This is a genomic window from Caballeronia sp. LjRoot29 (genome assembly GCF_964252755.1).
In the GTDB taxonomy this organism is placed as follows: domain Bacteria; phylum Pseudomonadota; class Gammaproteobacteria; order Burkholderiales; family Burkholderiaceae; genus Caballeronia.
Genome location: NZ_CAXUPU020000033.1, coordinates 1 through 24,283, shown reverse-complemented (window position 1 = coordinate 24,283; position 24,283 = coordinate 1). Strand labels below are relative to the sequence as shown.

Here is a 24,283-nt window from a genome sequence, read left to right as displayed (position 1 = left end):
AACTGATTTATATTTACACAAACTAAACTAAATCTTTAGTCTCGCAATGTTGGAATGCCATTCCCATGAGCACCATTAGGTTTTTGCGCACCTTCCTTGCCGTCGAAAAATACGGCTCCTTCGCAGCGGCCGCAGGCCGTGTTGCGTTGACCCAGGCAGCGGTCGGACAGCAGATGCGTGCGCTTGAGGAAGAGTTCCGGAGACCGCTGTTCCTCCGGTCAGGGCGGGTCATTACGCTAACTCCCGCCGCACGTGCGTTGATTCCGCAAGCGCGCAAATTGGTCGCGGCGTACGAGGCAATGCTCGCCGACGCGGACACGGGTCACGAGATTGCCGGCAGCATTACCGTGGGTGCAATTGTTTCAGCAATGGGCTTTCTGTCGGAGAACCTGGTCAGCCTGAAGGCGCAGTATCCGGCACTCGATGTCCGGCTCGTTCTTGGTCACACCGGAGAGCTTGCAGAGCAGGTCACGGCGTCCCAGATAGACGCCGCGCTTATCGTGCAAATACCTTACGAGACGCCCGCCAATCTCCAATGGACACCGCTTTACGAAGAGCCCTTGATGTTGATTGCAAGCACGCGGGTGGCAACGGCACAGGCCGATGTCGCGTCCTTGCTAAAGACCCAGCCGTTCCTTCGCTTCGACCGGACCTCGCCAACGGGAGCCAAGGTCGAACAGACCTTGCGGCGCATGCGGATAAAACCCAAGGAGATTCTTGAGGTCAATTCGGTGGCAGCCATCATCGACCTGGTGCGGCAAAACGTAGGAGTTTCCATCGTGCCTTTGCTTAAGCATGTCGCCTGGACGCGCGACCATTCGCTGATTGCATTGCAACTTCCATACGGCCCGCTCAAGCGCGTAATCGGCATGCTTGAAAATGATCGACAGCTTGAGATTACGGGAATTGTGCGGCAGAAGTTGCTGCAGACATTGGCTTAAGCCGCCTCGCATTTCGTCAATGCAGTGCGCTGACCTTACCCATCCTTACCAACACTAAAGATCCGCCCGCTTGCGTCGATAAGCTGGAGAGGCCGACAAAGATGAGGGATTCGCTATGCAGATAGGCAATGTCGCGTCGTCGCCAATTTCAGAGCAGACGATATCGACTTCGAGTGCCGCGACTGACCAACGTTCTGTATCGGACGACAACGTCGACCCGACGCAAGCGGCGCAGAGCACCACGCCGGCCGATGCCGCGACACAGGATTCGGCCGTCACAATCTCGCCCGAAGGCGCTGCATTGGCTAATCAGGACGCAAGCAGTGACGACGGTGCAGCGTCGAACGTTTCGGCAGTCAAGTCGCTTGCTTACGGCACGCTCGGACTCGAACGTCCCGACCAGCCGCAACAAAATCACAACGAGTTCTATACGGCCGGAAGATGGATCGCTGCGGGCCTCACCATTGGAGGAATTATTTCGATGCTGGTTTGACGTTCCCGTGCAAGCCGAGATGACCGGAGCACCTGTCGCGCACGCTCGCCGCGGTGATACTATCCAGACACTCACTTTGCGATTTCCGTCATGAAGCCAGCATACGAACATGTCGAGTTCGGCGGCAACTGCTCCGTCCGGGTCTATCACCGGCGGCTTCCCCGCATTCCGTTCGAGTGGCATCATCACCCGGAATACGAACTGACGCTGACAATGAATAGCCACGGCAAGCGCTACATTGGCGATTCAGTGACCAGCTACGGGTCTGACGACCTCGTGCTGGTTCCACCGGACCTTCCCCATACCTGGGCGTCGAATCGCTCTATTGAACCATCGTTGCCGCAAGTGGCAATCGTGATCTGGTTCGATGGCGAGTGGGCCCGGCGGCTGGCGGATTGCTGCCCGGAATATGAACCGCTGCGCAAGTTGTTGCGCCGGGCGGCTTGTGGACTGGCGTTCGAACCCGAGGCGGCCACCATGATGCGCGAGCGTCTCGACGAACTGCTATCGAGCGCGACGCGCGAACGCCTCGCCGGTACGCTGGACATCTTGTGCGCGCTCGCCGATTCACCGGGCGAACCGCTTGCGTCACCCAGTGCGTTCAACGAGCGTGACGGCGGACCTTCCGGTCACGAGCCCGAACGCATCAACCGGGTGCTGTCGCTGATCGAAGCGCGTTTTGCCGAACCTTTGCGTCTGTCGGAATTGTGTGCGGCTGCGAGCCTGTCGGAGCGTTCACTCGCGCGCTACTTTGCACAACACATGGGCGAGAGCGTAGGCCAGTACATGACCCGCGTGAGGATTGGCCATGCTTGCCGGATGCTGAGCAATACATCGCTGCCGGTTTCCGTCATTGCGGCACGGTCAGGTTTTGCGAATGTGTCCAACTTCAACCGGCAGTTCAAGTCGGTGAGAGACACCACGCCCGCGGCATATCGCCGGGAGTTTGCTGAAGCCGGTGTTCCTGATGACGACAATGTCGTGCGGCTCACTGAGCGCTCGCCATCGCTTCAACGAAACCGAGGGCGGGTTGCTTCGGAGGACGAAGAGACTGGATAAATGTGCGCTTAAGGTAGCGTGACGCGTCGCTCGGTCAGAGAGCGACGACGGAGCCTTACCAGGAATTCATCCTGAGTTTGCGTGCGGTACAGCGATTGCGTGTGCGGTTACCCGATCGCCAAACGGAGAGAACTCTGCATGCGAACTTCAGCCCGAAGCCGCCGTAGCATTGCGTCGATTCTTGTGGTCCGGTTCCTTGTCTTTCCGCTCGCCGTCACAACCTCGGCATCGGCGATTGCTCAGTCCAGCCGGGACTTCATCGGCGCCGCGCGTCTCGGTTCAGGGTATTCGCAGATTCTCAACTTGACCACAACCCCGGACATCAGCTCCGCACACCTCGACATCTCGGATGGTGCGGTTCCGCAATCCCTCACCGTCACCCGGATTCCCTACGAGGGTAGTTTGCTCACGTTTTCGGATCGAAACAGTATTGGCTGGCGGGTGTCAGGCGGCTATTTTCGCGAAAAGGACGAATTCACGATCAACGATCCTAACGGCGCGGCAGGCAGTATTGCAAGCAAGTGGTCGGCCTTCAGCGCGAGCGGTGGCCTGTTCCTGAAAAGCAAACTGGGTTATGGATTCACGTTCGAGCCTGGCCTGGACCTCAGCGTGGCTCGGTTGCTCAATGACGCTTCGTATTCGGGCGCGGCTACCAGCCTTAAACCTGCCACTGACGGGCCGCTATTCAACTGGCACGAAAATGCATGGCTCGTCACGCCGAACGCCGCGCTCGAATGGACGACGAGCATGGCGCCAGAACAGACGCTGACTATTCGTGGGCATATTGCGTGGTCCTGGGTCTCCAGTTTTGACGAATCGGATCCTTTACTGCGGTTCAGGGAAACAGCCGGTTCGTGGTCGATCCAGTCGGCGTACTCGGCGCCGACAGGTGCTCAGCTATTTGCGCGTCCGTTGAATTACGTTGTCAATGCGGGATACGGCGGGTTTTTCGGACCTAATCGCAACGCTCTTGGGTTTTCAACCTTGGCCAACATCGGCGGCGGGTTCGAACTTCCTCTTTCAAGAGACAACGCTCAATCGAAACGCCTTCAGGTAGGAGCAGCCTATCTATTTGGTCCCCACCTCAAGGGATGGACAGTGAGCCTTGGCCTGACTTATTGATAAGTCGGAAAGATTCTCACTAGTCTATTTCACGCGCTTTGGCTTTGCCTTAGCTTTTACATTCGACGTGTTAAGGGCAATAGCAGCACCGATCAGCGCCTTGAACGCCTTCGACTCGATCTCTTCACCCTCGTGGATGTCAATCGCGCGCCTTGTATTCCCGTCGAGGCTCGAGTTGAACAGCTTGGCCGGGTCTGCCAACGAAGCGCCCTTGGCGAAGGTCAATTTCACGACCGACTTGTACGACTCGCCGGTGCAGATGATTCCGTCATGCGACCACACGGGCGTGCCCATCCACTTCCACTCCTCCACGACGTCCGGGTCTGCGTCTTTGATGAGTTCGCGCATCCTGCTCAAAGTCTCACCGCGCCAGTCCCCAAGCTCAGTGATTTTTCTGTCGATCAACTCGGATGCCGACAGCCCTTCGGCTAAATCAGTTTTTTTCATTTTGTGATCCTAAAGATTCAGATATCAAATTGCTTTCCGTACTCGATGTTCAAGCGCGGCCAACCAAATTTCATTGCTTCGCCACCCACAATACGGCCAATGGGGTCGCCGGCCACAAGCCGATCGAGTACATCGAGGCAAATGTGCCAGCCGGCGGCGCCCATCGATATAAACCCGCGATCGATGTTGTGCCACAGCGTAAGCCGCGTGCCGCCGTCGACCGGCTCAAGCTGCCATCGCATGTCATTTTCGCCCCAGCGATACTCAAGCAGCTTCGGCTCCTCGGCGCGCGTCACCTGCGACGCCGAGATCTGCGGCGTCGGTGTTCCGACAGTCGAAAGCTTGACGGGACCAACAGACGCGAGGTTCCGGTCGGCATCGAACGGCGCCCATTCACGCAGACTGGCCGGGTCGGTCAGCGCCTTCCACACTTTCTCCGGCGGATGGCGCAACTCGCGCACGAGAATAAGAGTCCACTTCTCACCATCCTTCCGGACTGCGGCGCCGGCGGCCGGCCCCGGCATGTATTGGTCGCGGTTGCTCATCGTTTCTTTCCCTTTTTTCGCGGTACAGGATCCATCTGATCGAGATGACGTTCCAGCGCGTCGACATGAACCGACCAGAACTGGCGGAACGGTGCGAGCCAGGCGTCGATCTCCATCAACGGCTCTGGTTTGATCCGATATAAACGCCGCTGCGCGTCAACGCGCGATTCCACGAACCCGGCCTCTCGAAGCACCCGTAGATGCTTGGAGACCGAGGGTTGCGAGAGGTTTAAATTTTCCTCGATGTCACCCACGGACCGCTCAGCTGTTGCTAGCAGACTCAGGATGGCGCGGCGGCTCGGCTCGGCGATGATTGCGAATGTTGATTCCATACCTAATATATACTCCGTTAGGTATATACGTGTCAAGCCATGCTTATGAAAACCGCGCGATTTAACTGAGCAATCGGGCGTCCTGTCTTTTGCGGCTGGATCGTGGAGAATGACTGCACGCCTTCAGAGGAGATGCCATGCATATCGAGCCATTTCAGATTTCCGTATCCGACGTCGAGATCGACGACTTACGCCGCCGCTTGCGCAATACCCGGTGGGCATCCATGACGCCGTCCGAGCCGTGGCAACAGGGCACAGAGCACGCATGGCTGCGCGAATGGGTGACGCACTGGGCCGAGAGTTTTGATTGGCGTGCTGCAGAACACGGTCTGAACCAGCAACCTCAATTCATGGCCGACGTGAACGGTCAGCGCGTGCATTTCGTTCATCGGCGGGGCGTTGGACCCAAGCCGTATCCGCTAATCATCACGCACGGCTGGCCGGGATCGTTCTTCGAATTTCACGCGTTGGCTGAGCGGTTGTGCAACCCTGCCGCATACGGCGGAGATCCAAACGATGCCTTCGATGTCGTTATTCCTTCACTGCCGGGTTTTGCTTTTTCGCCGGCGCCAGCCGCACCCGGAACTTCGGCGTTCCAAGTGGCCGAGCTGTGGGCATCGCTAATGAAAGGTTTGGGCTACGAACGATTTGGTGCTCAGGGTGGCGACTTGGGATCGGGGGTGTCGATCGCGCTCGCCTTGCAGCACCCCGAAGTAGTCGATGGCATTCATCTTAACTTTCTGCCGAGCTCGTACGAACCCACAATCGGTGCCGCGAATTCGCCGCTTACCGTCGCCGAACAAACCTACCGTCAAGAGAAAGCTGAATGGGCCGCGCTCGAGGGTGGTTATGCGCATATGCACGGCACGAGGCCGCAGACGCTGGCTGCGTCGCTAAACGACTCGCCTGCCGGGTTGGCTGCGTGGATTGGGGAGAAATTTCGCGCATGGAGCGACTGCGATGGGGATATCGAACGTAGATTCTCGAAAGATGAACTGCTCACCAATTTGTCGCTCTACTGGTACACGCAAAGCATTGGTTCAGCAATTCAAATGTACTGGGAAAATCGGTTGCAGCCCATGCGTTTCGCTGCTGGGCAACGGGTAACGCCGCCAGTGGGATTTGCACACTTTCCGAAAGAGATTAACCATCCGCCGCGGGCATGGATGGAACGAGTTTTCGATGTCGCGCAGTGGACGGACATGCCACGTGGCGGCCATTTCGCGGCAATGGAAGAACCTGAACTCCTGGCGGCCGATATTCGTGGCTTCTTCAGGCGCCTCCGGTAGCCGGTTCGTTGAAGAGAGGGCAGGTTTCCCGGCGCTTTGAGAGTTAAAATTGAAGGTACGCCGGGTTCCTTTGCGTGGAACCGATTGTCCTGGCTGACTCTATCAATGGCAGGCAACCATGAACGCTCGTTATGCGTGTTTCGTTCGCCCGGCGCTAGCCGCAGCTTGCATCGCTTCGCTTGTAACGCTCGTGGCGTGCGGCGGAAACTCTTGCATCGGCCTCGGCGAGTGTGGCGGCGGAAATGCGGTGCCAAACATCACCCTATCCGGCACGGCGGCGACCGGCAGCGCGCTCGCCAGCGCGACGGTCAACTTCAGTTGCGCGCAAGGTTCGGGCTCGGCTTTGTCGGACGGTGGTGGACACTACGCGATCACGCTCAACGCCACGCTTCCCTGCGTCATCACAGCGAACTCCGGTGCCGTAAGTTTGCATTCGCTGGCATTTGGCGGCGGCACCTTTAATACGACACCCGAGACCGAGTTGATGCTGGTCTATCTCGCCTCCCAACTTGGCACCGACGAAGCCGGTCTGATTGCGGGGTTTCCGAATAACCCGCAGTTTCAGCAAGCTCTGGCAAACCAGGCCGACGTGCTAGCCGCACAATCGGCGGTGGTTACGAATCTGCAAGCGCACTACGCTCTCACGTTGGCAACGCCGGCATTTCTGACGACGCCGTTTAATGTTGGGCAAGCGGGCGTTGACGGTGATCTCGATGCGCTGGCACGAGCAGGCGCTATCGATACCAACGGCATGCCCGATCAGACCGCTGTCTCGCTACTCTCATCGGCCGGTCTTGCCCATCCGCTAGCTACAACACCCGCTTCGTCGTCATCGGGCGCCGGCACCGGCAGCAAAAGCGGCGCCACCGGCGGAATGATGTGATGTTTGGCGAGGGCCACAATCGCTTGATATCGCCGGCAAAAAATAAACTTGACATCGCACGTTGTATCTACAACAATTGGTTCATCAACAAACTTGGTTCGATTCATGACAACACGTAGCTCCACTCGCGAAATCATTAATAACTGCCTGGCCATGCGTGTTCGTGTCGTCGCGCGGTCGGTTTCGGCCATCTACGAGCAAGCGATGGCAAGCCACGACGTGACCATTGCCCAAGTGAATATGCTTACCGCATTGGGCGAAATTGGTGTTTGCCCGCCGGGGAAGGTTGGAGAGGTTCTTCAACTGGAACGGTCAACCGTCTCGCGCAACCTGGATCTATTGATACAGAAGGGATTGGTCGAAGCGGTGTCATCGGACGCAAAGGGAATTCGTGAAGTCGCGCTAACAGCAGCGGGCGAAGAAAAGATTGAAGCCGTGCTCCCTGATTGGCGTGCCGCACAAAGACAGGCCGGCAAGTTGCTGGGGCCGGAGGGAGTTGGGGCAGTCCATAAGGCATCGGCATCGGTCTGGACTTCGCCTGTCTGATTTGTCATCCGCCTGCGATTGTCGCCGTCGTTTCGATGGCATTTTTTTTTGCCGTCTATGTTGTATATACATCAAAAACCTACCTTTAAGGAGATGTCATGACATTCGAGAAAAGCATCGACGAAACTACGGAGGGTTCTGTTTCGATCCTTCCCAAGCGGTTAGTGACCGCCGCGCTGGCGGTCACGCTGGCGCTTGCCGCACCCGCGTTCAGCTTCGCACAGGCGCCATTGGAGCCCGCGCAAGCGTCCGCTGCGCTCGGATTACCTAACGTACCCACCACCCGAATACTCGCGATCGGCCGGTTGACGTCCAAGTCAACTCCTGATGCGGTCGGCGCGGTGCTTCCACAGGAAGTACGCGACACCGTCAAACTTTACCTGGAGGGAAAGATTGACCAGTGGTATGTGCGCAAGGACCAGGCGAGCGTGGTCTTTATTCTCAATATGACCGATGTAAATGAGGCGCGCAACACACTGGCACAGCTGCCGCTCGGCAGGGCGGATCTCATGGAATTCGACCTTATTCCACTGGGCCCGTTATCTCCGCTGGCGGCTTTGGGCGGTTCGGCAAGCCGGTAGAAAAGAGAACTAAGTCAGGAGCGCAGGGAACGAAGGATGCCGGGATGGTGCTCCATTCCATATATGTAGGATTACAAATCGTATTTAAACTATCTGGAGAATGAAATGAGTGATGAACTGTATCTGGTAACTGGCGCCACCGGCGCCACCGGTCGGAGCGCTATCGACCATCTGTTGTCGAAGGGAGCAAAGGTTCGGGCTTTCGTGCATAACGAGGACGACCGTGCCGCGGCATTGCGCGCCAAAGGAGTCGAGATTGTCCCAGGCGATCTTCTCGATAACGGGGCCGTTCAAAAAGCAGTGCAGGGCGTGACCGGCGCGTACTTTGTGTATCCCGTCACGCAGCCGCAACTTGTCGATGCAAGCGCCTATTTCGCACATGCCGCAATAGACGCAGGGGTGCGATCCATTGTGAATATGTCGCAGATCTCCGCAAAGATGGACGCCGTGAGCCAAGCCGCACGTTCGCATTGGTACGGAGAGCGCGTATTCGACTGGGCCGGCGTTCCCGTTACGCATCTTCGTCCCACCTTTTTTATGGAATGGCTGACTTACGGGTTTCAACTGCCGCTCATTGCTAACCACGATCTCATCAAGGTGCCGGCAGGAGAGGGGCGTCACGCGCCCATCTCAGCGGAGGACCAGGGACGCGCGATCGCCAATATCCTCCTCGACCCAACGCCGCACGCCGGCAAGATCTACCCGCTCTATGGCGCGGTGGAGATGAATCACGAAGAGCTCGCGAGCGCCGTCGGCGAGGCATTGGGCCGAAAGATTCGCTATGAACCGGAAAGCTTCGACGCATTTCGCGCACGGCTGAATGCAATCGGAATGCCGGAGCATTTCATCCAGCATATTGTCGCGGTGTATCACGACTATCAAAACGGGGTTTTCGCCGGAAGCAACGATGTGATTGAGACTTTAACGGGCAAAAAGCCCATGACGGTCGGCGAATACGTCAAAGCCAACATCAAGCTTTTTCAGCCTAAATAAAAGTAGTCCGAATTGTAGTGTTGCCGGTATCTCCCACCGTTTTATGAACTGGAGTTTGATCATGTCCCAAGCAAAAAATCCGCGTGTCCATGCGGACATTCTGCCTGCGCTAGCCGCCGTCGTCGCGCCAACGAACAAGATCCTTGCGATAGGTTCGGTGACGACGAAGGGAACACCCGACGCGATAGCACCTATCCTGCCATTCGAAGTGCGAGCCACCGTTCGTAACTATCTAGCCGGCAAAATAGATCACTGGTACTTCCAGGCCGAAGGGTACGGGGTCGTCTTCATCATGAACGCGTCGAGTACCGCCGAAGCTTACGAGATTCTGGAAAAGCTGCCGCTGGGCGTGGCGGGCATGATGGAGTTTGAGCTCATCGCTCTTTCCCCGTTAAAGCCGCTTGCGTTGCTGATCGGTGATCCTTCTGCAGCTTGAGGAACGTTTCGCTCAAACCCAGCATGTAAAACGGACCATGATTCATCCGCGCTAATCCTCCCTCCGGGAATTCTTCGAATGTTGCCGCAAGAAACGGGGAGTATCCGGCCGCTTACGTCGATATTGTTCAGGCAGAGAGAGGCGATCGTGCCGCTCTTCTACAACCTGTCAATGAGGAATTCACCATGTCCAGAGAAGACGACAACAAGGCGATCGTAGGCCGCTGGTTCACCGATTTCTGGGGCAAGACCTGCAACCTCGGCATTGTCGACGAACTCGCTGCACCCGACATGCTTCTACGTTACTCGCTGCATGAACCGCGCCGTGGCCGCGAGGATATCAAGGCATTCATGAACGGCTTTCGCGAAGCGTTTCCCGACCTTAACTTCTGGGGCGCTGCTGATCTTATCGCCGAGGGGGACTACGTAGTCGGACGTTGGGAGGGTGGCGGCACGCACACGGGCCCGGCATTCAGCGATTTTCTGGTTGGATCGTTGCCGGCTGCGACGGGCAGAAAAATGCGCTTCACCGGCACGACCGTGCTTCGTCTCAAAGATGGGAGGATTGTTGAGGAAATTGGCCTGGACGATGGCGTGACCGCTCTGCAACAACTCGGGCTCCTTAAGGCAGCGTGACCGAGGACGCGGCGTTGCCGGAAACGTTTGGCGACGCCGCGTACTTCTAACCTTCTTCACTTGAACGAGCGGTCATGCTGCCTGTAGCGCAATAAGGGAAGCCTGATTATTCAGGAAAGCAAATTATTGGCTGAATCAGTTTCTACTCCTTGCATCGCCGTCGTATCCTTGCTTAGTACCTCGGTAAGTGCGAATCGCAACAGGTCGATAGCCCGCATCAGCCTCGCGGGGACGGAGCCGTGGATGAACCACACATCGACTCCCGTTCGAAAATCTGTCGTCTCTATGACCTGGAGCGCCGTGCGGTGCGCCGTGCGTTCCAGCATGTCCGGGGTGACAAGCCCAATGCCGAGTCCACGCGCGACCAGCGACAATTGCAGCTCGGAACCAAATGCTTCAACGGCGACATTGAATGGCATTCCCGCTGCTTCCAACGCGCGTCTTAACACCGAGCGCATCCCGCAGCCATCCTGATTCAGCACCCATTCGTAACGCGCGAGATCCGCCAGTGTCACCGGCGTATCAGGCAGACCCAGGGTGCGCGCCGCGACGATCACAGTCGGCAGGAAAGCGAGGCGCGTCCCATTCAACGTCTCGGGTGGGGCGAAGCCGGACGGCATCAATACGATCGATGCATCGAGCATCGCCCGTTCCACACTCTGTATCAAAGCCGGCGACCACCCCGCTGTTACGCGCAGCGTAAGCCGGGGAAAGGCGCCGCGCAGAAGATCGACTGGCTTTTCGAGCCCGACTTCCGCCAGAAACGGCGGCATGCCGATTCTCAACTCACCGGACGGCTCGCTTTCGGGAGAGGCCACCACGAGCAGATCGTCCACTGCGCGTAACACGGTGCGCGCGAGCGCGTACACCTCGTTGCCGGCAGCGGTCGGCTTGAGCGGCTTGCTCTGGCGATCGAGTAATTCCACACCCAGCATGGTTTCAAGGTTTTGCACGCGCCGCGTCAGTCCCGGCTGCGTGAGATGGAGTTTTTCGGCCGCACGCACCATCGACCCGCTGTCGACGACTGCCACGAACGCCTGTAGATCGCGTGTATTCAAGCAAGTGCTCCGACTGGGTCGAGTTCTAACGTGCGAAATTTATTCCGCATAATCATTATCAACATATTTCAATTGTCGCATATTAGATGCATCACTAGGATGGCTTCTCAGCCCTATCTTGAGAATCCGTTCGATGATCCCATCCGCAGAAAGTCCCGCCCGTGCTATCGCCACGCAGGACGCCGACAGTCCGCGCAGACTCACTGGGCCGCTGACGGTGTTCTTCGCGACGGCAGTCGGTGTGATTGTGATGAACCTGTTTGCCGCGCAAACGCTGACCGGTGCGATCAGCCGCAGCTTGCATCTCGCCCCCGAGTTCGCCGGCCTCGCCGCGATGCTGCCGCAGCTCGGCTATGCGGTCGGCCTGGTGCTGCTCGTGCCGTTGTGTGACCTGCTGGAGAACCGTCGGCTAATCGTGCGCACACTGGTACTCGGCGCAGGTTTTCTCGCGATAGCGATGCTCACCGAGTCGCGCGTATTGTTTTTGATCGCTGTATTCCTGGCCGGTGCGGCATCGAGCGTGATCCAGATGCTCGTGCCCATGGCCGCTTCGATGGCGCCCGAAAGTCATCGTGGACGTGCAGTCGGCAACGTGATGAGCGGATTGATGCTCGGCATTTTGTTGTCGCGTCCGGCGGCGAGCCTGATTGCCGGGTCGGTGGGCTGGCGTGCCTTCTACGGTCTTGCCGCGGTGATTAATGCGCTGCTTGCGATCGTCCTGTACGTGAAGTTGCCTGTGCGCATGCCGCTGAACCCGACGCGTTATCCGGCGCTTTTGTACTCGCTCTGGACGCTGTTGCGCACCGAGCCTGTGTTGCAACGCAATGCTGCATCGGCGGCGTTGGTGATGGGCGGGTTCAGCACGTTCTGGACTGCGATCAGCCTGCGTCTCGTGCAGCCGCCGTTCAGCTTCGATATGAAGGGCATCGCGCTCTTCGCGCTCGCCGGCGCCGCCGGTGCGGTCGTGACGCCGCTTGCCGGCCGCGCGGGCGACCGCGGATGGGATCGCAAGAGTTTGCTTGCCGGCCACCTGACGATGCTTATTGCGCTCGTAGCAATCGGTGTGGCAGGCGCGGGCTGGGGAGGCTTTTCAGCGAGCGCACATCCTGTCCTGGCGGTTGCGATGCTCGTCGCGGGGGCGGCTGCGCTCGACGCAGGTGTCGTCACTGACCAGACCTTGGGGCGAAGGGCGATCAACCTGATGGACGCCGCCGCGCGCGGGAGGCTGAACGGTTTGTTCGTCGGCGTGTTTTTTGTCGGCGGCGCATCGGGTGCCGCAATGTCCGGCGCTGCATGGGCGATCGCGGGGTGGTCTGGTGTCTGCGTGGTGGGATTCGTTTTCACCGGCCTCGCTTTTGTTCTCCGGTTGATTAGGTAAGCTGAGCATGGTCCAAACGAGGGCGCTTGACAGGCCAATGAACGTTGGTTGAAATGGGATGTGCGGTCCAAACCTCGTTGAGTCCGCTAAATAATAAAAGACATCCCAAGATGACGAAGCTTTCAATCCTGCAAAGCAGGACCGCAATGCTGTCGCTCGCGCTGGCGTTCAGCGCCGCCCTATCAGTTTCCGTATTCGCGCAAGCCCAAACCTCACTGCAAGCCGACGCATCCTTAGTGAAAGTATTCGCGCCGAGCGGTACGCTGCGCGCATCGATCAACCTAGGGAATCCGGTGCTGGCGAGCATCGATCCAGCGAGCGGCAAGGCGGTCGGTGTATCGGTCGATCTCGCCACCGAACTCGCCCGGCGTCTCGATGTGCCAATACAACTAGTGGTGGTTAAATCGGCCGGTGCATCCGTGGATAACGTCAATCAGGACAAGGCCGGCGTCGGTTTCTTTGCTGTCGATCCCAAGCGCGGACAAGAAATCAGTTTCACGAAACCGTATGTGCTGATCGAAGGCTTTTACCTGGTGCGCGACACGTCGCCGATCACCACCAACGATCAAGTCGATCAACCGGGCGTGACGGTCGCCGTCGGCAAGGACAGTGCATACGATCTGTTCCTCACACGCGCATTGCATCGCGCGAAGATCGTGCGAATCCCGACGTCTCCCGCCGTGGTGCAAGATTTTCTGGGTCAGCATCTTGACGTTGCCGCAGGCGTCAAGCAACAGCTTGAAAGAGATGCCGCGAAGGCCGGCGGGTTGCGGATTCTCGATCAACGTTTCATGGTGATCCGACAAGCGATGGGAGTGCCCAAAGCGAAGGGCGATGAAGCGGCTGCGTATCTGTCTGCGTTTGTCGAGAACATGAAAGCATCGGGCTTTGTCGCAGCATCCCTGGCGCGCCATCGAATTTCGGGCGCGATCGTTGCGAAAGACAATGACTAGCCGGTGGCGTATGCGCACTTATAGCGTTGCTGGGTGCGGTGAAACAGTCATGTGGACTGGAGGCCGAATTCCATCCCATGCATGCAGGGAATTCAAAGAATCATTCACCGATAGAACCATCACGCCTTAAGGCTGGGCAACACGAAATGGCGCAGCACTTCGTCGGGCGCTTGCCAGTCTTTCGGATCGTTGTAATTTCCGGCTGTGACAACCACCACGAGTTCGCGCGCCGGAATGATGGCCAGCAACTGGCCGCCGTTGCCGAAAGCCATCACATAGTGCTCGCCCCGAATTCCGCCCTTGCTCGGATACGCGATCTGACCGACCCGCCACAGGTAACCATATGACTGTCCGTCACGCACGGTAGCAGCGGGCGTGAAGCTCGCATCCAGCCAAGCCGCGGGCACGATCGTCCTGCTTTCCCATTGGCCGCGTGCAAGCACCAGTTGTCCGATACGTGCAAGTTCACGCGGCGTCAGACGTAACCCGGACGCGGCAATCGCTTCGCCATGCGTACCTTTCGCCCATGAGAATTTGTCGATGCCAAGTGGCTCGAACAGCGCCGAGCGCGCGTAGTCCGCGAGCGCTTGCCCAGTGCCCTTCTCGATCAGGCGGCCGATCAGCGCGACAGCTCCGCCGCTATAGGTCCAGACTTCGCCCGGTGCGGCGACAATCGGCCGTTCGAGCACGTAGCGGTAACGATCGGGCGCCGCGTCCATCGCCGACTCACTGTTAGCCGGATCTTTATACGAAAGTTGTTCGTTCCATTGCATGCCGAGCGTCATGGTCAGCGCGTTGGCGATCGTGAGATTTGCCCGTTGCGGATCGCGTGCGAGATCCGGGTATTCCGGGAACTGCGCGAGAAGCGGTGCATCGATTGGCGGAACGCGCTTGTCAGCCAGCGCGATGCCGTAGAGCAACGACACAAGGCTCTTGGTGACCGATCGCAGATCGTGCTGTGTGTCGGGTCCGAAAACGATCTCCCCGGCCGCTTCTCCGCGGGTTTCATCGAGACCAGAGAAATAGCGTTCGAAGGCTATGTGCCCTTGATAAAGCACCAGGACGCTGTGCAGGTTGGGCAGCGAAGCCGTGGCGCGAAATGCATCGAAGCGGGCGTCGAGATCGGGTGCGAAACCGGAAGTCATGGGAGTTGGGGTTCCCGTTGCCAACGAAGCGGCTTGGGCGAATAGCGGCATCTGGCTCGCTATGAATGCAGCGCCGGCGAGTTTGAAGATATCGCGCCGGCTGAAAGAGTTGATCATGAACATCTCCTTGAAGGCCCTGGCGTGCGATGCCGCTAAGGCGTGTTCTCGATACGGCCACTACCCGATATGTTCGAATGCAACTGCGCTGGACGGCCGTGCAACTTCACGACACCGCTGCCGCGCATCTCGATGTCAGCGTTGTCCTGCGCCGTGACCTGCACTTCACCGCTGCCATGAACCACGATCTTCGCTGACCTGGCTTTGAGGCCTTGCAGTTCCGCTTCGCCCGAACCTGCAACATTGAGCGCAACAACCTGCACGGCACCGCTCGCGACAACATGGCCGCTCCCCATGATGCGCAGTTGCAGCTTCTGCTGGTCGATACCCGACAGAGCAAGGTCGCTACTCCCTATGATTCCCCACGTTTCGATGGGCGGTCCCTTCAGCCGAACCGAGAGTGGCGTGACTTGCGAGCCTTGGGAACAACCGAGTTCGTTGTCGAAACCGAGCTTGCCATCGGCAATGTGAACGTGGCTGACGACGGCGGGATCGTCCGTCACGGTCGCCTCTGCTTTGGGGCCGGGCTGATAGCTGACGGAGGCCGGCAGATCGATATCGATACGGTTGTTTGCCTCGAACGGGAACGTAACGGAGGCCGGCGAAGTGCCCGCCGCGTTCGCCGCGTTGACGCTGCTTGCTCCGCGTCCGCTTGCGGACGACCCGTCGAACCGGTTCATCCATGTTGGACCACAACGCCATCCGCCATTGCTCCACCAGGACGCACTGCCGGCCCGATGCGATCCTGCGAGCGAACTGCCGAGCGTGAGGACAGCACCGAGAGCAATGACGACGATCAATCCCGTGACTACAAGCACGGCCGATTTTTTAGCCGGCTTCCGCTCCTGCGCTGCACCGTCTTCGCCTGGAACTCGCGTGCGGTCCTGTTCGGGCTCGAGCAAGTGGTAATGCATCCGCATGTAGCGTCCGAGCATTCGCACGCCGGCGCCAAGTCCCATCAACAGCAGTGAGCCGCCGACGACAAGGCAGGCAATCAGCCCGATGCCGACCACGAAGCGCACCGCTCCGCCAACGAACGAGCCGCCGTGAGCCAGGAATACGACCGTGAAGATCATGTGCGCGCCGACAGCGCCGAGCGCCACGAGGCCGATGCCAATGCCGAGGGCGACGGCTGCCACGATGAGCAGCAGCGGCATCAGGAAGAAGATATCGACCGCCGCGAGGCCCGCGAGCGCAAGCATGGCCGTGATGAGATTGGCAACGCTGCGATGGGCCTCGTATCGACGCAAGCCGGTTTCGGCGCGAAGCTCGCGGGCTAGCCGAGACGGATCGCCGAGCGCTTCGGCGACTTCTGCCTCACTGCGACCCGACGCGCGCGCCTCGGCAAAATGCGCTTCGTAGTCGGCGATGATCTCGTCGACCTCTTCCTTTGACAGGCCGGCGAGCCCGGCGCGCAGCGTGCGCAAGAATGCTTCACTGTTCACGGCTGAGCTCCAAGAAGTTGATCGACTGCCGCCACGAAAGACCGCCAGTCACGCCGATGCGCCTCGAGCGCGTCCTGACCCAATGGCGTGAGCCGATAATATTTGCGCGAAGGTCCGCTACTCGATTCGACCAGACGCGTGGCGACCAGCCCGTCGTTCTGCATGCGGCGCATCAGCGGATAGATCGTGCCTTCGCCCATGCCGACGGCGCTGGCGAGCGTGCTGGCGATCTCGTAGCCATAGCTCTCTCCCCGCGCCAGCAACGCCAGCACGCAGAGATCGAGTGCGCCTTTCTTCAGTTGAACCTGGATCGATTCGGTCATGTGCGAACTCAGTGATTAGGATAAACATATAACACGCTACCTGTTTATGCAAGGTAGATGGGTCCATATTTTTCGGAGAGGGGATCACGTGTTTCGGTAAGCGTAAACTGGCGTGGAAGGTAGCCGTAATGAAGTCGCGAAGTCGCGAAGTCGCGAGGCCGCGCGCTATGTCCGGAGTGGATTTATCCGTGCGCGAGCACGGTTCGATGGGTCCGCGAAATCTAAGGTCGCGCCAATGCAACGCTAACGTGCATTGCATCACGACGGCCGTTCAACGCACCTTGCCGAACCGGCGAAATTGTCGGAGCGCGGTCCGGAAGTAGGCGGCGTCGCTACGAGTTGCCGATGGCACGGCAATCTCGCGCGCGAGCGTAGGAAGCGCCGTCCACGGCAACGTGGGGTGCCGATGATGCAACTGATGCAGATGATGATTCATCAGCACTGCGTGCCAGATCCGGGGCGCGCGGAAGTTGCGTGCGCGCTCAGGCTCGTCGAGCGCAACATCGTAATGCGGCAGGTTGTCCGCTATCGATAGCCACACGCCGCGCAGATGCATCGTCATGGCAAGAGTTGGCCACCATTCGCCGTATAGATAAAACGCGCCCACGTGCAGCGCGAGCGACAGCAGCCAGTCGCGCCGGATGCGGCTACGCCGTGCCGGATCGCCGGCAAATCCGACGAACAGGCGCTGGACATTCATCCCGACCGGACCTTCACTGTCAATCGCTCGCGCTACCAACTTGCGCGTGTGCCCGACCGGCAGGAATGCGAGCACCGGCAACACCAGTTCCGCCGCGTAGAGGCCGCCCAGCAAACGCGCGTAATAGTGAACACGGGCGCGCACGCGATGCGATGAACCGTCATGCACGTCCGGGCGGTCGTACGGTTCGCGCGTGAAACGATGGTGCATCAAATGACCGAAACGCACTGCATCGAAAGGCAACAGGAAGGTGATGGCCAGCACACGTCCTGCTGATTCGTTGAGCCGTCGCCGCGGCAGCAATTGCCCGTGAATGGCTTCGTGTATCAAGCCCCAGTGAGTAGGCGCGAGCACCACGAGCGGCACGGCGAGCCATAGCGCATGCGCGCCCCAATGCCGCAACAGGAACGGCCACGCGAGGAGTTGCAGCAGCATCGCCAATGTGACAAGGGCGAGCAACGCCAGATTAGCGCGGCTATCGATAGCGGAATGCCTGGGTGTTCGCTGAGTTCGCGCTGCCGCGAATGCTTTCGTTTCTGCCTTGGCGGATACCTCTGGGTCCATCTTTTCTCCGTCGACACACCATGTCGCCGCAGAACTTAACAACACCTCGTGACAGTCTGAAGAATCGTTCGTGCGCCGGTAATCTCCGGTAAGCAATGCAGACAAAGACATCGCAAGATCGGCTAATCGCCTCCTACCGCCGCGCTGCATCCTTCCGCAACTCTTCACTGCTGCCTGGTAATTCATTTGCTACACTGGATCGAGACCCGGACCTGTTTGGCGTTTGGTTTAACAGCTTCACTTCCCCGCATTCAACACCGGTCCGTGCTTGAGAAAGAACGGCTTTCCGGGCACTGTTCTGCAAGCACGAGTTGTCGAGACGACCTAGGCGTTATCGCTAAAACGCCAAGTCACGCCTGCTAATGAAGCGATACTTTTAGATTTCCTTAATGACTTTGCTTTTCGCGACTTAACGGGCCGCAGTGTAAGCAGTTCATGAATTCAGTGGGGGCATTCCGCCATCAAATCTGCTCACCGTTTTAACGACTCGAGTACGTCGATGCTTTTTCTGTTCATGGACCTCGCTCACGACTGCACGCGTGAGGCGCGGGTCCCCATCGCAGGGCTTGAAATTGCGGAGGTGTGACCATGCTTGAGTCTTCCGGTTTCCGGAGCAAAAAGATTGCACTTAGTCACGGACGCGGCCATATGCCCGCGCTCGGATTCGGCACGCTGATTCCCGATCCGGCGACAACCATCAGTGCGACCAAGGACGCGCTGGAAGCGGGTTATCGACACTTTGATTGCGCCGAGCGATACCGCAACGAGCGCGAGGTGGGTGAAGCGCTGCGGATAGGGCTTGCTGCGGGCGGGATCGCGCGCGAAGACATCTTCGTGACCACGAAATTATGGAACTCCAATCATCGGCCGGAACGTGTTGGACCGGCGTTCGATGCAAGTCTTGAAAGGCTCGGGCTCGACTATCTTGATCTCTATCTGATACACACTCCGTTTGCATTTCAACCCGGCGATGAGCAGGACCCGCGCGATGAAAACGGCGATGTCATCTACGACAAAGGCGTGACGTTGCAAGACACGTGGCGGGCGATGGAAGATCTCGTCGACCAGGGAAGATGCGGGGCGATTGGCCTGTCCGATATTGGCCTGGACGAATTGCGGCCTCTCTATGAATCGGCACGCATCAAGCCGGCGGCGGTGCAAGTAGAAGCCCATCCGTATCTTCCAGAAACGGAACTTCTGGAATTCTGCAAAGAGCACGAAATAGTGTTCCTGGCCTTTGCGCCATTGGGTCACGGAATCAGGCCGGGACCGCTTGAGGAGCCGGTCGTCACGCGTGTCGCTGCGCGACTTGGTAAGACGCCAGCACAGGTATTGCTTGCCTGGGCAATTCAGCGGGGCGGGGCTTTGCTCACAACGCCTAAAACCGCAGCCCGCGCACGGGAGAATTTTGATACCTCCGCGCTTCCGGCAGACGCGTTCGACGAGATCAACCGGATTGAGACACGGCAGCGTTACAACGAAGTGGTCAAGACGGGCAGCCCCGGCTTTATTCCGCGACCTGCTCAATAGAGGTACCTCGAGATAGACCTGAACGGTATCCGGAGACGCTCATGCAGGAAGAGAAAATACGTGAAGCGCTGAATGCGCATTGGCAAGCGTCGGCGGACGGCGATCTCGACGCGGAACATGATATCTACGATGACGACGCCATCTGTGACTATCCCCAATCTGGTGAGCGAATTATTGGGCGAAAAAATTTGCAGGCACTGCGCGGTCATCATCCTGACAAGCCTTCAGGTTTCAATGTCAGGCGAATCCAAGGCGAAGGCAGCCTCTGGATCACGGAATACACGATCACCTATACGGGGCAAGCAACTTTCACGGTAAGTATCATGGAGTTCTGCAACGGCAAGGTCATTCACGAGACTCAGTATTTTTCGGATCCTTTTGAAGCACCGGGCTGGCGGAGTCAATGGGTTGAGCAGATCGCCTGACGTGACTCGACATTGCTTTAGATAACCAATGCTCCACAGCAGTCATTGGTCATAGTCTGCTAAATAATAAGGATCACGAACTGATGCGTTTGAGAACGCGACAAAGCCACCGCCGCCCGATCCCTCCTGTTGTCGGCCAAACTTCCTTTCCACTTCTTACTGACCTGCGCGACGGCCGGCCTCGGTTGGCCGGATCGGTCCGGACGGCATCAATCGGCGTCCGCAACTGTATGACGCCGGTGAAGCGATTTATTCCGCAGGTCGTATCGCTGCGCCGGATCAGCGAACCAATTCACCTCCCATGGAAGTAATCGACGGCTGAGTAAGTGACCAGTAAGTGCCCCGGTCATACAGTACGCCGCAACGACCACACCAAGAAAAGGCACTACTGTGAAAAAACACTTTCGTCGCGAGTATCGACTGCTATTCGCCGTTGCATCCGTACTGACGTATTCGGGCGCGGCTTCGGCAGAAGGTCCTGGCGCGAATCTGCCCAACACCGATACGAGCGGCTTTGCGATCCTGAGCAACGCCACGAACGTTACACACTGGGGACTTGGCGGCGGGGCGGCTTTTGAGCAGTCACCTTACAAAGGTTATGGCACGCACATAACGCCGGTTCCGTTTTTCTTCTTCGACGATAAATGGATACATGCAATTGGTACAACGCTTGATCTGAAGGTCGGAAATTGGGGCGGTGTGGCGTTCACACTGCGTGGAAATTACGCGATCGCAGATGGCTACAAGGGCTCTGACGCACCCATACTCAACGGGATGCAGACCCGGCGCGCCGCATTCTGGCTAGGCCCCGCGTTCAAATGGACGACGCCATACGGCGACCTGTCGGGTGACTACCTGACAGGCGGAAACAAAGGACAGAAGGCGGATATCGCGTTCGGCAAGACCTTGAATTATGGTAACTTCTCCATAGAACCGCACGTTGGCACCACTTGGCTCAACGGCAATTATGTTGACTATTACTATGGCGTAAGGACGTCCGAGGCGCGAGCCGGACGACCTGCCTACACCGGCACATCCGCCTACACAGAAACAGTCGGCGCCAAGTTCGACTATCGCGTAACGCGCAACCAGCTCTTAAGCTTTGATCTGGGCGTCGCCTACCTGAGCAGCGGAATTACTGACAGCCCTATCGTTGGCAGGCGATTCATTCCTGAAGCCAAGGTGGCTTATCTCTATCAATTCAAATAAACCGGCCATATGTCGCGAATTGCCCTGATCGAGGATCATGCCCGACTGGCGGACATGATCCGGCAATCGTTGTTGGCTGCCGGAATCGAAACCGATATCTTCAGCAATCTTTCTGAAGCAGCCTATGGCTTAAGCCATGGCGACTATTCGGTAATGATCTTTGACCGCGGGCTGCCTGATGGCGACGGGTTGCATTTTCTGCGCACCCTGCGTGCTGCCGGAACCATGACTCCGTGCTTGATGTTGACCGCGCGCGATGCGTTGCACGACCGGATAGAAGGGCTCGAGACCGGCGCGGACGACTACGTCACGAAGCCATTTGAAATGAGTGAGCTGGTAGCACGGGTTCGAACGCTGATGCGCAGGCCGGCCGAAATGACGACGCTGATTCTGAGCTTTGCAGATATCGCCATTGATCCGCAGCAACATGCCATGCGATGCGGCGAGGAGTCAATCCCGCTTGCGCCCGCTGAATTGCAGATCATGTCTGTTTTATTAAAAGCCGGCGGCCGGACAGTGCGCCATGCGTCGCTTGAGCATGCGGGATGGGGTATGGGCGACGCAGTCACCCCCAACGCGCTTGAAGTGACTATTCACCGGCTGCGAAAGAAACTGCTTGCGGTGGGCGCGACCACACGGCTCGGGAACATCAGGGGCGCAGGTTTCGCCGTCCAGCCGCTTGAGTGTCCGCCTTTGCAGACTGACGAAGGGCAACGCGATGAAGGGCAGCAATGAAGCGGCTTATCCTCGTCGTAGACAATGACCCTGGATGTCGCGATGTCTTGCGCAACGCCTTGCAGGCCGATGGTTACGAAGCCGCGGTTCTATATGACGCAAGCAAGGTGGCTCGCCGGATCAAAGAGGAGCGGCCCGCGCTGATCCTGATGGCCAGCGGTTCGTCCGGACGCGGCGGTTTGCCTGCGCTTCGAGCACTTCAGGCGTTGAGAATCGATCAGGATGACATACCAATTATCATGCTTGGTGAACGCGACGACGCGATCGAACGTATTGTCGCGCTCGAGTGTGGTGCTGACGATTTTATTTCCAAGCCGTTCAACGTGCACGAAGTGTTACTGAGAATTCGTACCGTGCTGCGACGAGTTGGGGAGCATCATTTTCAGGACCCTACGTACCGGACGCCTTTTTCGTTTGGCGGGTTCAAGCTGGATTACGGGCTGCGATCGCTCACTTATCTTGATGATCCAGTTTCGCTGACCCAGCATGAATACGCCATACTCGCGCTGTTTTCAACAGCGCCGGGCAGGATATTCTCGAAAGCCGCCATTGCTCAAAGCATGCATTCCGACTCGGCGAGCGCTTGCACCAACGTCGGCGTCTGGGTGCATCGGCTGCGTGAGCGGATCAGGCAGATAGTGGGTGCATGTGAGTTCATAGAAACCTTTCGCGGTCATGGGTACGTCTTTCGTCCCGAGCTTCATACTGCGTCGCAACGCCCGCGAATAGAGGCTGATCTGTTAGCCGCAAGCGGTCACGGCGCGGGATGACTTACGAAGACCGGTAGCGTCACACGGACGGAGCGCGAAGGGTGCATCCCCTGGTGGGCGCTCATATCGCGCAACTCTATCCTTGATCGCGGTCGATCAAGTTACACGGATAGCATCATCATGTTCAGCTACTGGATCAGAAGCCTCTCGGCGCGTTTATGGATCACCAGCGTAGCGGCGTTGGCGATGTGTCTTGCCGTCATCGCTGCAATCGTGCTCTATGCATTTAATCACTTGCCACCCGACAGGTTCCGGATGGGCGAGAGCGTAAGAAGCGCCCACATGTTAGCTTCCAAGTTGCGCTTTGACGAGTCGGGGCGACCGGTCTCGGTAGTCCTTGATGAGCGGGCGACGTGGCTCTTCGACTTCGCACCGACGGAGTTGTGGTACCGGGCGCTCGATGCTTCGGGACACGTGCTTTTTGCATCCGGCGGCGCGCTGAACGTTCCGTCCCCGGATGCCGGTGATTTGACACGATCTCTCGGTGTCATGAAACGCGTGACTATCAAGGACAAGCCCTTTGACGTTGTGACCCTGGAGATTACGCGCGGCCAGACACCCTATTTCTTGCAGAGCGCGGCGAGCGTGGCGTTCAATAAGGCTGTGCTTGGCGAACGGATCGAGCCGATTCCGGAGGTCGTGAGCTATACCTTGCTGATCACCACCATCATCTTCGGCCTGACCTTGACGTTCACGGTTCGGCGTGTGCTGCGGCCTTTGCGCGTGGCATCGGATTCCGCCGCTTCAATCACGCCGCAGAACCTTCGCATGCGGCTTTCCATCAAGGGCGTTCCCAGTGAAATTAAGCCCATTCTTATCGCGTTCAATGACGCCTTGGCGCGCCTCGAAAATGGGTTCGCTGTACAACAACAATTTCTTGCCTCGGCCGCTCATGAACTTCAAACGCCGCTCACGTTGATAAGAGGACAGATCGAGTTGCAACCCGAGGTTGAGAACAAGGAGTTGTTATTTCGAGAAATCGATTTGATGGCGCGGCAGGTCCGGCAACTTCTGCACCTTGCTGAAGTAAGCGAATCTCAGAACTTTGAGTTTGGTGAGGTCGACAAGGTCGATGTTGCCGAGGATGTTGTGGAATATCTGGCGCGCAAGGCAGACAAGAAGCAGGTGAAGTTGCATGTTGACGCGCCTGTCATTCCCCCGACAATCCGGGCTGACAGGAGTGCGCTTTTCATCTTGCTGAAAAACATAGTTGAAAACGCAATCAATGCTACGCCTTCGAATGGTTCCGTCATTGTTTCAGTCGATGAAACGACCATCTGCGTTCAGGATGAGGGGGCTGGTGTTAGTCCTGAACATCTGCCGTTTTTGTTTGAGCGCTTTTGGCGCGCGCCCGATGCGCAACACGACGGCGCCGGGTTGGGTCTTTCGATCTGCAAAGAGATTGCGCTGGCGCATAGTTGGCAGTTGTCTGTCAGGACGTTGGCGTCGGGCACGCAGTTTATTGTTTCTTTTTAAGGTTGTTTCTGTTTGGTGTACGGGTTTTGGGTGGGGGTTGGGTTGGGGCTAGGATCTGGCGTTAGCGGTCTGGTTCTTTGCTGGGTTGCATGGGTTCTGCGTTAGCGGTCGGATTCATTGCCGGGTTGCTGCTCTTTAGGTCTTCGCGGGTTT

The 24,283-nt window shown here is 58.0% G+C and carries 27 protein-coding genes; 19 read left to right on the top strand and 8 right to left on the bottom strand.

What is annotated here, in order from left to right; genetic code table 11:
• Positions 1 to 65: 65 nt before the first annotated feature.
• The 4 genes from ACSQ83_RS27945 to ACSQ83_RS27930 all read left to right on the top strand — a co-directional run bounded on the left by ACSQ83_RS27945 (position 66) and on the right by ACSQ83_RS27930 (position 3,615).
• On the top strand, positions 66 to 941 hold the full coding sequence (locus ACSQ83_RS27945; protein WP_436230425.1) for a LysR substrate-binding domain-containing protein: 876 nt from the start codon (positions 66 to 68) through the stop codon (positions 939 to 941).
• 115 nt (positions 942 to 1,056) lie between these two features.
• On the top strand, positions 1,057 to 1,434 hold the full coding sequence (locus ACSQ83_RS27940) for a hypothetical protein (RefSeq protein ID WP_414966429.1): 378 nt from the start codon (positions 1,057 to 1,059) through the stop codon (positions 1,432 to 1,434).
• A gap of 90 nt (positions 1,435 to 1,524) precedes the next feature.
• Complete coding sequence (locus ACSQ83_RS27935; protein WP_436230424.1) at positions 1,525 to 2,493, top strand: helix-turn-helix domain-containing protein; 969 nt, start codon at positions 1,525 to 1,527, stop codon at positions 2,491 to 2,493.
• 138 nt (positions 2,494 to 2,631) lie between these two features.
• On the top strand, positions 2,632 to 3,615 hold the full coding sequence (locus tag ACSQ83_RS27930; protein ID WP_414953378.1) for a hypothetical protein: 984 nt from the start codon (positions 2,632 to 2,634) through the stop codon (positions 3,613 to 3,615).
• A gap of 24 nt (positions 3,616 to 3,639) precedes the next feature.
• Here ACSQ83_RS27930 and ACSQ83_RS27925 read toward each other — a convergent pair whose 3' ends face one another.
• From ACSQ83_RS27925 to ACSQ83_RS27915, 3 genes are read right to left on the bottom strand one after another with little or no spacing between them, the layout of a single operon-like run.
• Positions 3,640 to 4,062, bottom strand: coding sequence for a DUF1801 domain-containing protein (locus tag ACSQ83_RS27925; protein ID WP_414953379.1), 423 nt, complete (start codon positions 4,060 to 4,062; stop codon positions 3,640 to 3,642).
• 17 nt (positions 4,063 to 4,079) lie between these two features.
• Entirely contained in the window at positions 4,080 to 4,607 is a 528-nt protein-coding gene (locus tag ACSQ83_RS27920) for an SRPBCC family protein (protein ID WP_436230423.1), read from the bottom strand.
• Positions 4,604 to 4,939, bottom strand: a complete 336-nt coding sequence (locus ACSQ83_RS27915; protein WP_436230422.1) for an ArsR/SmtB family transcription factor — start codon at positions 4,937 to 4,939, stop codon at positions 4,604 to 4,606. Before ACSQ83_RS27915 ends, ACSQ83_RS27920 begins: the two co-directional genes overlap by 4 nt.
• Positions 4,940 to 5,076: 137 nt before the next feature.
• Here ACSQ83_RS27915 and ACSQ83_RS27910 point away from each other — a divergent pair, with 137 nt between their 5' ends.
• From ACSQ83_RS27910 to ACSQ83_RS27880, 7 genes are all read left to right on the top strand, one after another.
• On the top strand, positions 5,077 to 6,228 hold the full coding sequence (locus tag ACSQ83_RS27910) for an epoxide hydrolase family protein (RefSeq protein ID WP_436230421.1): 1,152 nt from the start codon (positions 5,077 to 5,079) through the stop codon (positions 6,226 to 6,228).
• 118 nt (positions 6,229 to 6,346) lie between these two features.
• Positions 6,347 to 7,111, top strand: coding sequence for a hypothetical protein (locus tag ACSQ83_RS27905; RefSeq protein ID WP_414966435.1), 765 nt, complete (start codon positions 6,347 to 6,349; stop codon positions 7,109 to 7,111).
• A 48-nt stretch (positions 7,112 to 7,159) separates the two neighbouring features.
• On the top strand, positions 7,160 to 7,657 hold the full coding sequence (locus ACSQ83_RS27900; protein WP_436230420.1) for a MarR family winged helix-turn-helix transcriptional regulator: 498 nt from the start codon (positions 7,160 to 7,162) through the stop codon (positions 7,655 to 7,657).
• A 98-nt stretch (positions 7,658 to 7,755) separates the two neighbouring features.
• Positions 7,756 to 8,238 (top strand): hypothetical protein, encoded by a 483-nt coding sequence (locus tag ACSQ83_RS27895; RefSeq protein WP_414966437.1) that lies wholly within the window; start codon positions 7,756 to 7,758, stop codon positions 8,236 to 8,238.
• A gap of 105 nt (positions 8,239 to 8,343) precedes the next feature.
• A complete protein-coding gene (locus ACSQ83_RS27890; RefSeq protein ID WP_414953386.1) occupies positions 8,344 to 9,231 on the top strand; it encodes an NmrA family NAD(P)-binding protein in 888 nt (295 codons plus the stop codon).
• A 61-nt stretch (positions 9,232 to 9,292) separates the two neighbouring features.
• A complete protein-coding gene (locus ACSQ83_RS27885; RefSeq protein ID WP_414953387.1) occupies positions 9,293 to 9,667 on the top strand; it encodes a hypothetical protein in 375 nt (124 codons plus the stop codon).
• 185 nt (positions 9,668 to 9,852) lie between these two features.
• Entirely contained in the window at positions 9,853 to 10,302 is a 450-nt protein-coding gene (locus ACSQ83_RS27880; RefSeq protein WP_414953388.1) for an ester cyclase, read from the top strand.
• Positions 10,303 to 10,412: 110 nt separating this feature from the next.
• On the opposite strand, the gene ACSQ83_RS27875 is transcribed toward ACSQ83_RS27880, so the two are convergent.
• On the bottom strand, positions 10,413 to 11,360 hold the full coding sequence (locus tag ACSQ83_RS27875; protein WP_436230419.1) for a LysR family transcriptional regulator: 948 nt from the start codon (positions 11,358 to 11,360) through the stop codon (positions 10,413 to 10,415).
• Between the two features lie 133 nt (positions 11,361 to 11,493).
• On the opposite strand from ACSQ83_RS27875, the gene ACSQ83_RS27870 reads away from it, so the two are divergent.
• The gene (locus ACSQ83_RS27870; RefSeq protein ID WP_436230418.1) at positions 11,494 to 12,738 is read left to right on the top strand and encodes an MFS transporter; all 1,245 of its coding nucleotides are present in this window, start codon (positions 11,494 to 11,496) and stop codon (positions 12,736 to 12,738) included.
• 215 nt (positions 12,739 to 12,953) lie between these two features.
• Positions 12,954 to 13,691 (top strand): ABC transporter substrate-binding protein, encoded by a 738-nt coding sequence (locus ACSQ83_RS27865; RefSeq protein WP_436230455.1) that lies wholly within the window; start codon positions 12,954 to 12,956, stop codon positions 13,689 to 13,691.
• A 119-nt stretch (positions 13,692 to 13,810) separates the two neighbouring features.
• On the opposite strand, the gene ACSQ83_RS27860 is transcribed toward ACSQ83_RS27865, so the two are convergent.
• From ACSQ83_RS27860 to ACSQ83_RS27845, 4 genes are all read right to left on the bottom strand, one after another.
• Positions 13,811 to 14,953 carry a serine hydrolase domain-containing protein gene (locus ACSQ83_RS27860; protein WP_436230417.1) on the bottom strand — a complete coding sequence of 381 codons (1,143 nt, stop codon included), beginning with the start codon at positions 14,951 to 14,953 and terminating at the stop codon, positions 13,811 to 13,813.
• A gap of 35 nt (positions 14,954 to 14,988) precedes the next feature.
• Positions 14,989 to 16,398, bottom strand: coding sequence for a GIN domain-containing protein (locus tag ACSQ83_RS27855; RefSeq protein WP_436230416.1), 1,410 nt, complete (start codon positions 16,396 to 16,398; stop codon positions 14,989 to 14,991).
• Positions 16,395 to 16,709 carry a PadR family transcriptional regulator gene (locus ACSQ83_RS27850; RefSeq protein WP_414953408.1) on the bottom strand — a complete coding sequence of 105 codons (315 nt, stop codon included), beginning with the start codon at positions 16,707 to 16,709 and terminating at the stop codon, positions 16,395 to 16,397. The genes ACSQ83_RS27855 and ACSQ83_RS27850 overlap by 4 nt, the downstream gene beginning before the upstream one ends.
• Positions 16,710 to 16,992: 283 nt before the next feature.
• Positions 16,993 to 17,985, bottom strand: coding sequence for a fatty acid desaturase (locus ACSQ83_RS27845; protein WP_436230415.1), 993 nt, complete (start codon positions 17,983 to 17,985; stop codon positions 16,993 to 16,995).
• A gap of 588 nt (positions 17,986 to 18,573) precedes the next feature.
• On the opposite strand from ACSQ83_RS27845, the gene ACSQ83_RS27840 reads away from it, so the two are divergent.
• From ACSQ83_RS27840 to ACSQ83_RS27815, 6 genes are all read left to right on the top strand, one after another.
• Positions 18,574 to 19,515 carry an aldo/keto reductase gene (locus ACSQ83_RS27840; protein ID WP_436230414.1) on the top strand — a complete coding sequence of 314 codons (942 nt, stop codon included), beginning with the start codon at positions 18,574 to 18,576 and terminating at the stop codon, positions 19,513 to 19,515.
• Between the two features lie 41 nt (positions 19,516 to 19,556).
• Positions 19,557 to 19,940, top strand: coding sequence for a nuclear transport factor 2 family protein (locus ACSQ83_RS27835; protein WP_436230413.1), 384 nt, complete (start codon positions 19,557 to 19,559; stop codon positions 19,938 to 19,940).
• A gap of 390 nt (positions 19,941 to 20,330) precedes the next feature.
• Complete coding sequence (locus ACSQ83_RS27830) at positions 20,331 to 21,149, top strand: MipA/OmpV family protein (RefSeq protein WP_436230412.1); 819 nt, start codon at positions 20,331 to 20,333, stop codon at positions 21,147 to 21,149.
• 9 nt (positions 21,150 to 21,158) lie between these two features.
• Positions 21,159 to 21,884 (top strand): response regulator transcription factor, encoded by a 726-nt coding sequence (locus tag ACSQ83_RS27825; RefSeq protein WP_436230411.1) that lies wholly within the window; start codon positions 21,159 to 21,161, stop codon positions 21,882 to 21,884.
• Positions 21,881 to 22,654, top strand: coding sequence for a response regulator transcription factor (locus ACSQ83_RS27820; RefSeq protein WP_414966448.1), 774 nt, complete (start codon positions 21,881 to 21,883; stop codon positions 22,652 to 22,654). The genes ACSQ83_RS27825 and ACSQ83_RS27820 overlap by 4 nt, the downstream gene beginning before the upstream one ends.
• 120 nt (positions 22,655 to 22,774) lie before the next feature.
• On the top strand, positions 22,775 to 24,130 hold the full coding sequence (locus tag ACSQ83_RS27815; protein ID WP_436230410.1) for a sensor histidine kinase: 1,356 nt from the start codon (positions 22,775 to 22,777) through the stop codon (positions 24,128 to 24,130).
• Positions 24,131 to 24,283 lie beyond the last annotated feature (153 nt).

Bases quoted from the DNA above. Each gene is read 5' to 3' on its own strand.
- ACSQ83_RS27945 (WP_436230425.1), top strand. From the start codon at position 66: ATGAGCACCATTAGGTTTTTGCGCACCTTCCTTGCCGTCGAAAAATAC.
- ACSQ83_RS27940 (WP_414966429.1), top strand. From the start codon at position 1,057: ATGCAGATAGGCAATGTCGCGTCGTCGCCAATTTCAGAGCAGACGATA.
- ACSQ83_RS27935 (WP_436230424.1), top strand. From the start codon at position 1,525: ATGAAGCCAGCATACGAACATGTCGAGTTCGGCGGCAACTGCTCCGTC.
- ACSQ83_RS27930 (WP_414953378.1), top strand. From the start codon at position 2,632: ATGCGAACTTCAGCCCGAAGCCGCCGTAGCATTGCGTCGATTCTTGTG.
- ACSQ83_RS27925 (WP_414953379.1), bottom strand. From the start codon at position 4,062: ATGAAAAAAACTGATTTAGCCGAAGGGCTGTCGGCATCCGAGTTGATC.
- ACSQ83_RS27920 (WP_436230423.1), bottom strand. From the start codon at position 4,607: ATGAGCAACCGCGACCAATACATGCCGGGGCCGGCCGCCGGCGCCGCA.
- ACSQ83_RS27915 (WP_436230422.1), bottom strand. From the start codon at position 4,939: ATGGAATCAACATTCGCAATCATCGCCGAGCCGAGCCGCCGCGCCATC.
- ACSQ83_RS27910 (WP_436230421.1), top strand. From the start codon at position 5,077: ATGCATATCGAGCCATTTCAGATTTCCGTATCCGACGTCGAGATCGAC.
- ACSQ83_RS27905 (WP_414966435.1), top strand. From the start codon at position 6,347: ATGAACGCTCGTTATGCGTGTTTCGTTCGCCCGGCGCTAGCCGCAGCT.
- ACSQ83_RS27895 (WP_414966437.1), top strand. From the start codon at position 7,756: ATGACATTCGAGAAAAGCATCGACGAAACTACGGAGGGTTCTGTTTCG.
- ACSQ83_RS27890 (WP_414953386.1), top strand. From the start codon at position 8,344: ATGAGTGATGAACTGTATCTGGTAACTGGCGCCACCGGCGCCACCGGT.
- ACSQ83_RS27885 (WP_414953387.1), top strand. From the start codon at position 9,293: ATGTCCCAAGCAAAAAATCCGCGTGTCCATGCGGACATTCTGCCTGCG.
- ACSQ83_RS27880 (WP_414953388.1), top strand. From the start codon at position 9,853: ATGTCCAGAGAAGACGACAACAAGGCGATCGTAGGCCGCTGGTTCACC.
- ACSQ83_RS27870 (WP_436230418.1), top strand. From the start codon at position 11,494: ATGATCCCATCCGCAGAAAGTCCCGCCCGTGCTATCGCCACGCAGGAC.
- ACSQ83_RS27860 (WP_436230417.1), bottom strand. From the start codon at position 14,953: ATGATCAACTCTTTCAGCCGGCGCGATATCTTCAAACTCGCCGGCGCT.
- ACSQ83_RS27845 (WP_436230415.1), bottom strand. From the start codon at position 17,985: ATGGACCCAGAGGTATCCGCCAAGGCAGAAACGAAAGCATTCGCGGCA.
- ACSQ83_RS27840 (WP_436230414.1), top strand. From the start codon at position 18,574: ATGCTTGAGTCTTCCGGTTTCCGGAGCAAAAAGATTGCACTTAGTCAC.
- ACSQ83_RS27835 (WP_436230413.1), top strand. From the start codon at position 19,557: ATGCAGGAAGAGAAAATACGTGAAGCGCTGAATGCGCATTGGCAAGCG.
- ACSQ83_RS27825 (WP_436230411.1), top strand. From the start codon at position 21,159: ATGTCGCGAATTGCCCTGATCGAGGATCATGCCCGACTGGCGGACATG.
- ACSQ83_RS27820 (WP_414966448.1), top strand. From the start codon at position 21,881: ATGAAGCGGCTTATCCTCGTCGTAGACAATGACCCTGGATGTCGCGAT.
- ACSQ83_RS27815 (WP_436230410.1), top strand. From the start codon at position 22,775: ATGTTCAGCTACTGGATCAGAAGCCTCTCGGCGCGTTTATGGATCACC.